This is a genomic window from Pseudomonas sp. SDI (assembly GCF_003105155.1).
Lineage (GTDB): Bacteria > Pseudomonadota > Gammaproteobacteria > Pseudomonadales > Pseudomonadaceae > Aquipseudomonas.
Genome location: NZ_QETK01000007.1, coordinates 129,017 through 141,911 on the forward strand (window position 1 = coordinate 129,017; position 12,895 = coordinate 141,911).

The following is a 12,895-nucleotide window of genomic DNA, read 5'->3' on the forward strand; positions in this document are numbered from 1 at the left end:
GATCAGGAACAGAAATCCAGCGGCAGCCGGCGCGGCACGAACTGGCCGTGGCCCAGTTGCTCGGCGTCGCGCAGGGTGCGCCAGGTGTAGTCGAGTGCCGAGCGCACCGCGCTGTGCAGTTGCTCGCCGAGGGCCAGGCGGCCGGCGAGGGCGCTGGCCAGGGTACAGCCGGAGCCGTGATAGCTGCCCGGCAGGCGTTGGCAGGTCCAGGTTTCGCGTTGGCCGTCGCGGCTGTAAAGACGGTTGTGGATTTCGTGCTCGTCGCCGTGGCCGCCAGTAATCAGCAGGTGCTTGACGAACGGCAGGAGTTTCTCGGCGCACTCGTCGGCCGTGCCCTCGGGCAGCTCGGCGAGGATCCGCGCTTCGGGCAGGTTCGGCGTGGCGATGGTGGCCAGCGGCAGCAGGCGTTCGCGCATGGCGTAGCCGACTTCATCCTTGCCCAGGCGGCCACCGCCGCCGGCGCGCAACACCGGGTCGCAGACCAGCGGCAGGTGCGGGTGCGCGCTGAGCAGTTCGACGACGGTGTCGACCATCTCCAGCGAGCCGAGCATGCCCAGCTTGACGGCGGCGACGCGCGAGTCGGCGAGCACCGCATTGGCCTGGGCCAGGACCCACTCGCGGTCGAGCACGCGGAAGTCGCTGACATTGACGGTATCCTGCACGGTCAGGGCGGTCACGGCCGGGGCGGCGTGGCAACCTTGCGCGAGCAGGGCTTCGATATCTGCCTGCAAGCCGGCACCGCCACTGGGGTCGTGGCCGGAGAGACAGAGGACAACGGGGCGGGAGCTGTAGGTATTCATGGTGCGCGAGCTTACCACCAAACGCTTTTCGCGCGTCTGCCGCTCGTGCGAAGTTTTCTGATCAAATGGTCAGGAAAATTTCTTTTGAGTTTCTGAAAGCTGCGCGCTAGAGCCTCTGCGTTAATTTTTCGTATAGCCGCTGGAAGTGACATAAGGCTATGCTAGAGTGCTCGGAAATCGATAACAGGCACTGCCGGATTTCGTCGTCTCAAACGGATAGGAGGCACCTCGACGCGACCGCACAGGCCATGCTGGGGCTGTATGCGCTATTTGCTGACCGTTTTGCTGTGCTGGCTGCCGCTGTTGGCCAGTGCCGTCGAATTCGACGATTCCACCCGTAGCGTGCCGCTGGGGCGGGTCATGCAGGTGTTCGAGGACCGCGACGGTTCGGCGAGCATCGCCCAGGTCAGTGCGGCCGACTTTGCCGAGCAGTTCCAGGCGCACCACAGCGACGTACTGAATGCCGGTTATTCGACCTCGGTGTTCTGGTTGCGCATCGACCTGCACTACACTGGCGCGGCGTCTGGCGGTGTGCGTAACTGGCTGCTGGAACTGGCCTATCCGCCCCTCGATCACCTTGAACTGTACCTGCCCGATGCGGCCGGTCATTACCGCCTGGCGCAACGCACCGGCGATGCCTTGCCGTATTCCAGCCGGCAGATTGCGCAGAACAACTACCTGTTCGAATTGCCGTTCGGTCCCGGCCAGGCCACCACGGTCTACCTGCGCCTGCACAGCGAAGGCTCGGTGCAGGCGCCGTTGACCCTCTGGGCCAGCAATGCCTACCTGCAAGCCCAGCCAACGCGCTTCTATGTGTTCGGGCTGATCTACGGTGCGCTGCTGGCCATGCTGCTGTACAACCTGTTCATCTATGTCAGCGTGCGCGACACCAGCTACCTCTATTACATCCTCTATATCGCTTCGTTCGGCCTGTACCAGGTGTCGGTCAACGGCGCCGGTGTGGAGTTCTTCTGGCCCGACAGCCCTTGGTGGGCGAACGCTGCGACGCCACTGTTCATCGGTGCATCCGGGCTGTTCGGCTGTCAGTTCGCCCGTAGCTTCCTGCAGATGGCCCGCCATAGTCGGCCGTTCGATCATCTGCTCAAAGGCTTGATGGCTTGCTCGGCACTGGTGATGTTGATGTCGCTGACCTTCAGTTATGGCATCGCCCTGCGTCTGGCCACGGCGCTGGCGCTGATGTTCACCGTGTGCATTTTCAGCGCTGGCTTGCTCGCCTGGTGGCGCGGCCTGCGCGTGGCGCGCTACTTCATCATTGCCTGGACGGCGTTCCTGCTCGGCGGCCTGGTCAACACACTGATGGTGCTCGGCTACCTGCCGAATGTGTTCCTCACCATGTACGCCAGCCAGATCGGCTCGGCGCTGGAAGTCTGCCTGTTGTCGCTGGCGCTGGCCGACCGCATCAACAGCATGCGCGAAGAACAGGCGCGCACCCTGCGCCAGACCGGCGAGACCCTGGAGCGGCTGAACCAGGAACTGGCCCACAGCAACCGGCTCAAGGACGAGTTCCTGGCCACCGTGACCCACGAACTGCGCACGCCGATGAACGGCGTGATCGGCTCGCTGGAGTTGATGCAGACGGTGTCGATGGACCAGGAACTGAGCCAGTACCAGCACACCGCCAGCGCCGCCGCGCAGAACATGATGCGCATGGTCGACGACATCCTCATCCTTACCGAGTTGCAGGCCGGGCGCCTGCACGCGCAGCCGGAACTGTTCAGCGTGCGCGGCTTGCTCCATGAGCTGCGCATCCGCTTCCTCCCGCATGCGCTGGAGAAGGGCCTGTTCCTCAATCTGGATGCCGCGGCAGAGCTGCCCGACACGGTCTATGGCGATCGGCACAAGCTGTCGCTGTGCCTGAGCTACCTGCTCGACAACGGCATCAAGTTCACCCATCGCGGCGGCGTGCTGGTGCAGGTACGCGCCAGCTGCATGAGCCCGCAGCACCTGACCCTGACCTTTAGCGTGCGTGACAGCGGCATCGGCTTTACCTGTCTGGACGAGGCCATGCTCTATCAGCGCTTCTTCCAGATGGACGGCTCGATGACCCGCGAATACGGTGGCCTCGGAATCGGCCTGGCGATCTGCTGGCAACTGGCCGAGCTGATCGACGGTCGTTTGCAGCACGAGTCGCGGCCGGGCGAGGGCAGTTGCTTTGAACTGAGCCTGCAGGCGCAGGTGCCGGCCGGGTTTGCCGCGGCCCTGGAGCGCGGGGCATTCCCCGGCTGATTCGGCGCAATTGCCGCTTTGAGGCGGGAACGGGAAGTGCTTCACTGGGTTTTCAGTCACGTCCGGATTTGCCAGGGAGCCGCCGATGAACCTGCACCAGTACGCTGAAACCCACGAAGTCAGCAACCAGCCGCCATCGCTCGATGGCGCCAACCTGTACCGCCTCGACTTGCCGCTGCAACAATGGTCGAAGCGCTATGGCGCGGGCTGGGCCGAGTCGCGGATCGACGCCTACGGCGCCCTGGCCGGAGGCCCGCTGATGGCCGCCGGCTTCCTGGCCAACGAGAACAAGCCGCGCTTCCTCAGTCATGACCGCTATGGTCACCGCATTGACCTGGTGGAGTTTCACCCGGCCTATCACGAGCTGATGCGCACGGCCATCGAGCATGGCCTGCCGTCGCTGCCGTGGGCCGAGCCGCGCGCCGGCGCCCACGTTGCCCGCGCCGCGCTGACCTACCTGCACAGCCAGGCCGAGGCCGGCAGCGGCTGCCCGCTGACCATGACCTTCGCTGCCGTGCCGGCGCTGAAGCTGCAAGCGGAGCTGGCGCAGTACTGGCTACCCAAGGTGCTGGCCAGCGAATACGACCCGCGCAATCTCGGTGACCGGCATAAAGTCGGCGTGACCCTGGGCATGGCGATGACCGAGAAGCAGGGCGGCACCGACGTGCGCGCCAACACCACCCGTGCCTATCCGGTCGGCGCGGCGGGGCCAGGGCAGGCGTATGAGCTGGTCGGGCACAAGTGGTTCTGCTCGGCGCCGATGTGCGACGCCTTCCTCACCCTGGCGCAAACCGACAAGGGCCTGAGCTGTTTCCTGCTGCCGCGCCACCGGCCGGACGACACGCGCAACGAGTTCTATATCCAACGCCTGAAGAACAAGCTCGGCAACTGTTCCAATGCCTCCAGCGAGGTGGAGTTCCGCGGTGCCCTGGCCTGGATGATCGGCGAGGAAGGTCGCGGCGTGCCGACCATCATCGAGATGGTGGCGATGACCCGCTTCGATTGCATGGTTGGCTCCAGCGCGCTGATGCGCCAGGCCCTGACCCAGGCGGCGCATCACTGCGCGCACCGCCGGGTCGGTGGGCGGCTGCTGGCCGCGCAGCCACTGATGCAGAACGTGCTCGCCGACCTGGCCCTGGAAAGCGAAGCGGCGCTGGCCCTGAGCCTGCGCATGGGGCATGCCCTCGACCAGCCCGATGACCCGCATCAGGCGCGCTTTGCCCGGCTGGTGACGGCGGTGGGCAAATACTGGATCTGCAAACGGGCGCCGGCGATGATCAACGAGGCCGCCGAATGCCTGGGCGGCGCCGGTTATGTGGAAGACAGCATTCTGCCGCGGCTATACCGCGAGGCGCCGGTCAACTCGACCTGGGAAGGCTCCGGCAACGTGCAGTGCCTGGACGTGCTGCGCGCCCTGTCGAAAGAGCCCGGCGTGCTCGACTCGCTGTTCGCCGAACTCGGCGATGGGCATGGCGATCCACGTCTGGCCGCGCATATCGGCAACCTGAAAAGCGCCTTTGCCGACAGCGGCGACGTCCAGTACCGCGCCCGTCAGCTAACCGAGGACATCGCTGTCGGCTTGCAGGCCAAGCTGCTGCTGGAGGCCGGCAACGCGGCCGTCAGCGATGCGTTCATTGCCAGCCGGCTGGGTGGCAATGGCCGGGTTTACGGGGTATTGCCGCGTGGCGTCGACGTGGCGGCGCTGGTGCAGCGCTCGACGCCGAACTGGCCGCTCTAACGGGCGTGCCTTTGCCGACGGATGTAGGCAAGATGGACGCATGCATGTCAGACAGGAAGTACATTGTGAGCCGTACCGATGAAGCCTTCGTTGTCGTAGAAACCGCCGAGCAAGCCGTCGATCGTCTGGCGGCGCTGCACGAACACGCCACTGCGGCCCTGAGCCAGGCGCTCAAGCGCTACCTCAAGGACCGCACCGAGCCGAATGCGCAGGAGCGCGCACAGTTCCGCTACCCCGAGCTGCGCCTGACCTATCAGTATCACGGCGAAGTGCCGGCAATCACCCGCGCCTACGCCAAGGTGCAGTTGCCGGGCACCTACAGTGTCACCGTGACCCAGCCGGCGGCGTTCCGTGGTTATCTGCTGGAGCAACTGCGGCCACTGATGCGCGATTTCACCGTGATGGTCGAAGTCGGCGTCAGCCAGCAGAATATCCCGTATCCGTATGTGGTCGAGCAGGGCGATGAACTGGCTGGCACCGGCATCACCGCCGCCGCGCTGGCGCGGGTGTTCCCCAGCACCGACCTGTCGGCGGCTACCGACGGCATTGCCGACGGCCTGTACGACTGGGCCAACGTCGACCCGCTGCCGCTGGCGCTGTTCGACGCGGCGCGGGTGGACTTCTCGCTGCGCCGCCTGGTGCATTACACCGGCAGCGACTGGCGTCATGTGCAGCCGTGGATCCTGCTGACCAACTACCACCGCTACGTCGACCAGTTCATCAGCCACGGGCTGGAGCAGTTGCGCGACGACCCGCGTTTCGTGCGCATGGTGTTGCCAGGCAATGTGGTGATCGAAAAGGCCATGGACAATGGCGAAGCCCAGGCGCTGGTGGCCGGGGTGGTCTGGCACCGTTACCAGATGCCGGCTTATCACCTGATTGCTGCCGATGGCGATGGCATCACCCTGGTCAATATCGGCGTCGGCCCGTCCAACGCGAAAAACATCACCGACCACCTCGCCGTGCTGCGTCCGCATTGCTGGTTGATGATCGGCCACTGCGGTGGCCTGCGCCAATCGCAGACCATCGGCGACTACGTGCTGGCTCACGCCTATATGCGCCGCGACGGGATTCTTGACCGCGTGGTCCCGCCGAACATTCCGATTCCAGCCCTGGCCGAAGTGCAACTGGCGTTGCAGGAAGCCGCCGCGCAGGTGACCGGCGAACGTGGCGACGAGTTGAAAAAGCGCCTGCGCACCGGCACCGTGCTGACCTACGACGACCGTAACTGGGAGCTGCGCTGGGCCCAGGAACGCCCGCTGATCAACCTGTCACGGGCGGTGGCGGTGGACATGGAAAGCGGCACTATCGCCGCCCAGGGTTACCGTTTGCGGGTGCCCTACGGCACCTTGCTGTGCGTTTCCGACAAGCCGCTGCACAGCGAGATCAAGCTGCCGGGGGCGGCCAACGCCTTCTATAACCGGGCGGTCAGCCAGCACCTGAAGATCGGTATTGCCGCACTTGACCTGCTGCGCACCGAACTCAACTCGCTGCACTCGCGTAAACTGCGCAGCTTTGATGAGCCGCCGTTCCGTTGAGGCCCCATGTCGTTACCCCCTCGCAAACCGCCGCGTCGCCCCGCGGCGAAACCTTCAGCCCCGCGTCGCCAGGCCAAGGCGCCGCCGGCTGAGCCGCGGCTGATCCTGTTCAACAAGCCGTTCGACGTGCTGACTCAGTTCAGCGACGGCGAGGGCCGGGCCACCCTCAAGGACTACATCGCCATCCCCGGCGTGTACCCCGCCGGGCGCCTGGACCGCGACAGCGAGGGCTTGCTGCTGCTGACCAACGATGGCCAGTTGCAGGCACGCATTGCCGACCCGAAGCACAAGTTGCCGAAAACCTATTGGGTACAGGTGGAGGGCGAGCCGAGCGCAGAACAGCTGCAACGCTTGCGCGAGGGCGTAGAGTTGAACGACGGCATGACCTTGCCGGCCGAAGCGCGCCAGCTCGATGAACCGGAGCTCTGGCCGCGCAACCCGCCGGTACGCTTTCGTAAAAGCGTGCCGACCAGCTGGCTGGAACTGATTATTCGCGAGGGGCGTAACCGCCAGGTGCGGCGCATGACCGCGGCGGTCGGCTTGCCGACCCTGCGCCTGGTGCGCGTGCGGATCGGCGACTGGAGCCTGGAGGGCCTGGAACTCGGCCAGTGGCGCGAGGTACCGGCGCGGCGCTAGACGCCTTCGATGAAGCCGATCACCACGCTTTTGATGATGAAGGCGAGGATGCCCAGGCCCAACACGAAAAACAGGATGAAGGTGCCGAACTTGCCGGCTTTGGATTTCTTCGCCAGGTCCCAGACGATGAAACCCATGAAACCAATCAGGAGGGTGACCAGGATGGTCATCATCCACTCTTCGAACAACGCAGGATCCATCGATTTTCTCCGGCAGGTTGAGGCGCGCGATTATACGCCGCTGCTGCCGGGCTGACTAACGCAGGTGTGTCAGCGGCAGTTCGGTGCTGGCCAGCACCTGGTTGAGGACGAAGCTGGAGCGCACGCTGGTGACCCCTTCGATACGGGTCAGGTGGCCGAGCAGCAGCTTCTGGTAATGGTCCATGTCCGGCACCACCACCTTGAGCTGGTAGTCGGCGTCCATCCCGGTGACCAGGCTGCATTCGAGCACCTGCGGCAGGCTGCGGATGGCGGCCTCGAAGGTTTCGAAACGCTCGGGGGTGTGCCGGTCCATGCCGATCAGCACATAGGCGGTGAGGCTCAGGCCAAGCTTCTTGCGGTCGAGCAGGGCGACCTGGCGATTGATGTAACCGTCGTCTTCCAGCTGTTTGACCCGCCGCGAACACGGCGAGGGCGAGAGGCCGATGCGTTCGGCCAGTTCCTGATTCGAGATGCGCGCATCGCGCTGCAATTCGGCAAGAATGCTCAGGTCATAGCGATCTAGTTTGCTCATGGCTAAGGCCTTTTCTGTTTGGATTGCTGTGAATTATGATTCCTTAGCTAAAAATTGCGCAAGTAATGTTTTTAAGCGCAATTTTCGCAATCCTCTGCCGCAGGTATTTCCCTAACATGGGCACCAGAATCACTGCCCGGACATCAGTCCACAGCGGTCGACCCAATCAGGTCGACGGCGGCCAGCAACCCCACCGGGTTGTGTTCGGCCCCCGGGCTACACACTGTCTACCAGACGGCGTGAGGTGAGCCGGGGCCACAAGCGCCGAGCACGGACAAAATTCTCGAAGGGGGGCCACAAGGCCTCCCTTTTTTATTGCCGGCGATATTTCATCCGGCGGCACATCCGGCGTGGCAGGCGGGCTGCTAGAGTGTGCGGCAGACCGTGGGTGGTTTTGGCCATGAGAGGAATAGCATGAAGTCGCGCATCTGGCATCTGGCCGGTGTTGGTTTGTTCTGTATGAGCATGGGCGTTCTGGCGCAGGGCGAGCAGGGTGCTGCTGCGTCGCCGCTGCAATCGAAGCCGGACGAAGTCCGCCAGACCCAGGAACCGCGCCAGGGCTATTACCAGGACATCCCGCGGGGCAACCCCAATGGCCGTAATCCGCACTGGCAGGCCGGCGGGCCGGGCCAGCGTCCGGGCGATTCGAACTGGCAGGGCCGGCCCGACGGGCATGGCAATGGCTGGGGGCCGGGGCCGCAGTATCGGCCGGGGCACCAGATCGATCGGTTCCCGGAGCAGTCCTGGCGGGTACCGTACCGTGGCAACGACTACTTCTATTCCGGCGGGTACTGGTACCGCCCGCAGGGTTCGCGCTATGTGGTCGTGACGCCGCCGTATGGCGTGCGGGTGGGGTATCTGCCGAACTATGCCCGTGAGGTGTGGATTGGCAATGCGCTGTTCTTTCTGGCCGCGGGCACCTATTACCAGTACCTGAACGACAGCCGCGAGTATGTGGTGGTCAACCCGCCGGTAGCACCTGTGCCGCCACCGGTGAATAGCGGCTATGACGTGATTGCCTACCCAGCGTACGGGCAGGGGCCGCAGCAGGTCGAGCAGGACCGTTACGCGTGTTATCGCTGGGCGGTGGAGCAGACCGGGTTCGACCCGGCGGCCGCCACCTATGCGCCAGCGCCACAGGTGCTGGACAACTACCGGCGGGCGTTAGGGGCCTGCTTGGGTGGGCGGGGGTATAGCGTTCAGTAGGGGGTGGAACCCATCGCGGGACGAGGCCCTCAAGATGAGCTCACCGGATCGGCATGCACCAGCACCTCGGCCTGTGGATATCTGGCCTTGATCGCCGCCGCTGCTTCATCGCTCAGCGCATGCGCGCGAGTCAGCGACAACTCGCCCGGCAGTTCCAGGTGCACCTGCACGAACCAGTGGCTGCCCGACACCCGCGTGCGCAAGTCATGCGCACCGAGCACGCCGGGTACTGCCAATACCCGCGCAAGCATGTCGTTGCCGACCTCACTGCCCAGCTCCTTGTCCATCAGCGTCGCCGTACTTTCTCGGGCAATCTGCAGCGCGCTCCAGAAGATATACAGCGCAATGCCCAGGCCGAAGTAGGCATCCAGCTGCGGCCAGCCGTAGCCGGCCAGCACCAGCGCGATCAGGATGCTGCCGTTGAGCAGCAGGTCGGAGCGGTAGTGCAGCGAGTCCGCACGCACCGCGGTGGAGCCGGTCAGCCGGATTACCCGCTGTTGCAGCAGCAACAACGCCACCGTGAGCAGCAGCGAGAGAATCATCACCATGATCCCCACCGTGGCGTCACCCAGCGGCTGCGGGTTCTGCAAGCGTTCGTAGGCCTGCACCGCGATCAGCACCGCACTCACCGCGATGAACAACGCCTGGGCCATCCCTGCCAGGGCTTCGGCCTTGCCGTGGCCGAAGCGATGGTCGTCGTCGGCCGGGCGCAACGCGTAATGCACCGCCAGCAGATTGAGGAACGACGCCACCCCGTCGAGTAGCGAATCGGTCAATCCGGCCAATAGGCTGATCGAGCCGCTCAGCCACCAGGCCACGGCCTTGGTAACGATCAGGATACTGGCCACGGCCAGCGAGGCGCGGGTGGCCAGGCGCAGCAGGCGCGCATGTTGGGCAGTCGTGCTCATCGGCCTTGACGTCCTTGCGTGGGGGGATCAGGCGGCAGGTTTGAGGCCATACATCGCCAGTTGTTCGACGCTGCCCGTGTGCTGGATCAAGCGTGGGTCGTTCAGCGGCAGGCGTTGGCCCAGCTCGCGGTGCAGAATGGCTTGCAGGCGGGCGTTGTCAACGTTGCCATCGGCGCCGATGGCTTCCTGGAGTTTCTCCGGGGCCACCTGCGCCCTGGTGCCGCCCGGCAGGTAGATGGCGCCGGTGGCGAAGTCGATGCCGATGGCGATCAGGCCGGGGATGACAAAGAACAGGATGCCGATGGCATCCAGGGCAACGATCACCGGGTCGACCCGGCCTTCGATCTGCCCGCGACGGTCCGGGTAGAACAGGGTGCCGCAGGCCGTCAGCTGGGTCAGCAGGGCCACGGTCAGTACACCACCGGTGACACGCAAGGGAATACGCATGTGAATCTCCGCAAAGAAGGTCGCAATCAATACCGGCAAATGGCCGGTGTCTGAAGGTAAGACCATGATAAGCCAGGCCAGGTTCGCCGTTATACTCGGCCGATTGTTTGAGGGCTACCATGATTTCATTACCGATCGACGCCGCACTGCCTGCCTTGCGTGAAGCGCTGTCGCGCCGGCACGAGGCCGTACTCGAAGCGCCGCCCGGCGCCGGCAAGACCACTCGCGTACCGTTGGCCTTGCTTGATGAGCCGTGGCTGGCCGGGCAACGCATCCTGATGCTCGAACCGCGCCGGCTGGCGGCCCGTGCCGCCGCCGAGCGGCTGGCCAGCGAGTTGGGCGAGGCCGTAGGCGAGACAGTCGGTTACCGTATCCGCCTGGACAGCAAGGTCGGCCCGCGTACCCGCATCGAAGTGGTCACCGAAGGGATTCTCACCCGCCGCCTGCAGGACGACCCGGCGTTGGAAGGCGTGGGCCTGCTGATCTTCGACGAGTTCCACGAGCGCAGCCTGGACGCCGACCTGGCCCTGGCGCTGAGCCTCAATGGTCGCGAGCTGCTGCGCGATGTGCCGCTGAAGATCCTGTTGATGTCGGCCACGCTGGAAGGCGCGCGCCTGTCGGCACTGCTCGACGATGCACCCGTGGTCAGCAGCGAAGGGCGTATGTTCCCGGTGCAGATACGCTGGGGGCGACCGTTCCAGCCAGGCGAGTTCATCGAGCCACGGGTGGTCGACAGCGTGTTGCAGGCTCTGGCCGACGAAAGCGGCAGCCTGCTGGTGTTCCTGCCGGGGCAGGCGGAGATTCGCCGGGTGCATGGTGCCTTGCAGGACGCCCTCGGCCAGCGCACCGACCTCCTCCTGTGTCCGCTGCACGGCGAGCTCGACCTCGCCGCTCAGCGCGCCGCCATCGACACGCCGCCGGCCGGCCTGCGCAAGGTGGTGTTGGCCACCAACATTGCCGAGACCAGCCTGACCATCAATGGCGTGCGCGTGGTGATCGACGCCGGGCTGGCGCGAGTGCCGCGCTTCGATCCGGGCAGCGGCATGACCCGCCTCGACACCCAGCGGATCTCCCGCGCCAGTGCCACCCAGCGTGCCGGCCGCGCCGGGCGACTGGAGCCGGGGGTGTGTTACCGGCTCTGGTCGGAGGCCCAGCACGATCAGCTGGCCGCTTATGGCAGTGCGGAAATCCTCCAGGCCGACCTCGCCGGCCTGGCCCTGCAACTGAGCCGCTGGGGCGTGGCCCCGGCGCAACTGCGCTGGCTCGACCTGCCGCCGGCTGCCGCTTATGCCCAGGCCCAGGACTTGCTGGTGCGTCTCGGCGCGCTGCCGCCCGAGCAGTTGCTGAGCCTGACCCGCCACGGTCAGGCGATGGCCGAACTGCCGGCGCACCCGCGCATCGCCCACCTGCTGCTGCGCGGCCAGGATCTGGGCCTGAGCGCGATGGCTTGCGATGTTGCTGCCTTGCTCGGCGAGCGCGACATCCTGCGCGGCGGCGGTGCCGACCTGCATACCCGGCTGAGCCTGCTCAGCGGCGAAAGCCGTGGCGTGCGTGGCAGCCAGGGCGGCGTGCAGCGGGCCCGGCAGTTGTCGCGGCAGTACCGCGGCTACCTGCGTGGCCAACCCGCCAATGCGCTTAGCGACCCGGAGCATCCGCGCTGGCTCGGCGCCTTGCTGGCGCTGGCCTATCCCGACCGCGTCGCCCAGCAGCGGCGTGCCGGCGGCGCTGAGTACCGCCTGGCCAATGGCCGTGCGGCGCTGTTCGGTGAGGCCGATGCCTTGATGAAACATCCATGGCTGGTAGTGGCCGACCTTGGCAGCCGTCAGGGCCAGCGCGAAGAGCGCATCTACCTGGCGGCCGAGTTCGACCCGACGTTGTTCGACGGCGTACTGGCCGAGCAGGTACGCAACGTCGATCAGTTGGAGTGGGACGAGCGCGAGAACGTGCTGCGCGCTGAGCGTCAGCGCAAGGTGGGCGAGCTGGTGTTGAGTCGCGAGTCGCTGACCGGCCTGGACGACGACGCGCGGGCCAAGGCCTTGCTGGAGCTGGTCCGGCGCAAAGGCCTGGAACTGCTCAGCTGGACCCCGGAACTGCGCCAGTGGCAGGCGCGGGTTGCCTTGCTAAGGGCGCTGGACCTGAGCGCGGGTGGCCAGAGCGAATGGCCGGACCTGAGCGACGCCGCGCTGCTGGCGAACTTGGCCGAATGGTTGCAGCCGTACCTGGGCAAGGTGACTCGGCTAAGCCATTTCGCTCAGCTCGACCTGTCGTCGATGCTGCGTAACCAGCTGCCGTGGCCGCTGCCGCAGCGTCTGGACGAGTGTGCGCCGACTCACCTGAGCGTGCCGTCGGGTTCGAACATTCGCCTGGATTACAGCGAGCACCCGCCGGTGCTGGCGGTGCGTCTGCAGGAGCTGTTCGGCCTGGCCGAAACCCCACGCATTGCCCAGGGTCGCCAGCAGGTATTGCTGCACCTGTTGTCACCGGCGCGCCGACCGGTGCAGGTGACGCAGGACCTGGCGAACTTCTGGCGCAGCACCTACAGCGAGGTGAAGAAGGACTTGAAGGGGCGCTACCCCAAGCACTACTGGCCGGATGATCCGCTGGTGGCCGAGGCCACCGCGCGGGCCAAACCGCGCAAGTAGC

Annotated in this window: 11 protein-coding genes; 6 read left to right on the top strand and 5 right to left on the bottom strand. The window is 65.6% G+C overall.

Going from position 1 to position 12,895, the window contains the following annotated elements; genetic code table 11:
• Positions 1 to 2 precede the first annotated feature (2 nt).
• Entirely contained in the window at positions 3 to 800 is a 798-nt protein-coding gene (locus DCO48_RS06810; protein ID WP_116549834.1) for a hydroxymethylpyrimidine/phosphomethylpyrimidine kinase, read from the bottom strand.
• A gap of 261 nt (positions 801 to 1,061) precedes the next feature.
• Here DCO48_RS06810 and DCO48_RS06815 point away from each other — a divergent pair, with 261 nt between their 5' ends.
• The 4 genes from DCO48_RS06815 (at position 1,062) to DCO48_RS06830 (ending at position 6,959) form a co-directional block, all read left to right on the top strand.
• Entirely contained in the window at positions 1,062 to 3,047 is a 1,986-nt protein-coding gene (locus DCO48_RS06815) for a sensor histidine kinase (RefSeq protein ID WP_116549835.1), read from the top strand.
• An 85-nt stretch (positions 3,048 to 3,132) separates the two neighbouring features.
• On the top strand, positions 3,133 to 4,785 hold the full coding sequence (locus DCO48_RS06820; protein ID WP_116549836.1) for an acyl-CoA dehydrogenase family protein: 1,653 nt from the start codon (positions 3,133 to 3,135) through the stop codon (positions 4,783 to 4,785).
• Between the two features lie 32 nt (positions 4,786 to 4,817).
• Complete coding sequence (amn, locus tag DCO48_RS06825) at positions 4,818 to 6,323, top strand: AMP nucleosidase (RefSeq protein WP_116549837.1); 1,506 nt, start codon at positions 4,818 to 4,820, stop codon at positions 6,321 to 6,323.
• Between the two features lie 6 nt (positions 6,324 to 6,329).
• Complete coding sequence (locus tag DCO48_RS06830) at positions 6,330 to 6,959, top strand: pseudouridine synthase (RefSeq protein WP_116549838.1); 630 nt, start codon at positions 6,330 to 6,332, stop codon at positions 6,957 to 6,959.
• Here DCO48_RS06830 and DCO48_RS06835 read toward each other — a convergent pair.
• Both DCO48_RS06835 and DCO48_RS06840 read right to left on the bottom strand, forming a co-directional pair.
• Positions 6,956 to 7,159: a DUF2788 domain-containing protein gene (locus tag DCO48_RS06835; RefSeq protein ID WP_116549839.1), complete on the bottom strand. Its 204-nt coding sequence runs from the start codon at positions 7,157 to 7,159 to the stop codon at positions 6,956 to 6,958. The two genes, DCO48_RS06830 and DCO48_RS06835, sit on opposite strands and share 4 nt — an antisense overlap.
• 55 nt (positions 7,160 to 7,214) lie before the next feature.
• The gene (locus DCO48_RS06840) at positions 7,215 to 7,691 is read right to left on the bottom strand and encodes an Lrp/AsnC family transcriptional regulator (RefSeq protein ID WP_116549840.1); all 477 of its coding nucleotides are present in this window, start codon (positions 7,689 to 7,691) and stop codon (positions 7,215 to 7,217) included.
• A gap of 414 nt (positions 7,692 to 8,105) precedes the next feature.
• Here DCO48_RS06840 and DCO48_RS06845 point away from each other — a divergent pair, with 414 nt between their 5' ends.
• A complete protein-coding gene (locus tag DCO48_RS06845) occupies positions 8,106 to 8,897 on the top strand; it encodes a DUF6515 family protein (protein ID WP_116549841.1) in 792 nt (263 codons plus the stop codon).
• Positions 8,898 to 8,926: 29 nt separating this feature from the next.
• Here DCO48_RS06845 and DCO48_RS06850 read toward each other — a convergent pair whose 3' ends face one another.
• Positions 8,927 to 9,805: a cation diffusion facilitator family transporter gene (locus DCO48_RS06850; RefSeq protein WP_116549842.1), complete on the bottom strand. Its 879-nt coding sequence runs from the start codon at positions 9,803 to 9,805 to the stop codon at positions 8,927 to 8,929.
• Positions 9,806 to 9,832: 27 nt separating this feature from the next.
• The gene (locus DCO48_RS06855; RefSeq protein ID WP_116549843.1) at positions 9,833 to 10,252 is read right to left on the bottom strand and encodes a polyribonucleotide nucleotidyltransferase; all 420 of its coding nucleotides are present in this window, start codon (positions 10,250 to 10,252) and stop codon (positions 9,833 to 9,835) included.
• A 119-nt stretch (positions 10,253 to 10,371) separates the two neighbouring features.
• Here DCO48_RS06855 and hrpB point away from each other — a divergent pair, with 119 nt between their 5' ends.
• Positions 10,372 to 12,894 (top strand): ATP-dependent helicase HrpB, encoded by a 2,523-nt coding sequence (hrpB, locus tag DCO48_RS06860; RefSeq protein WP_116549844.1) that lies wholly within the window; start codon positions 10,372 to 10,374, stop codon positions 12,892 to 12,894.
• Position 12,895 lies beyond the last annotated feature (1 nt).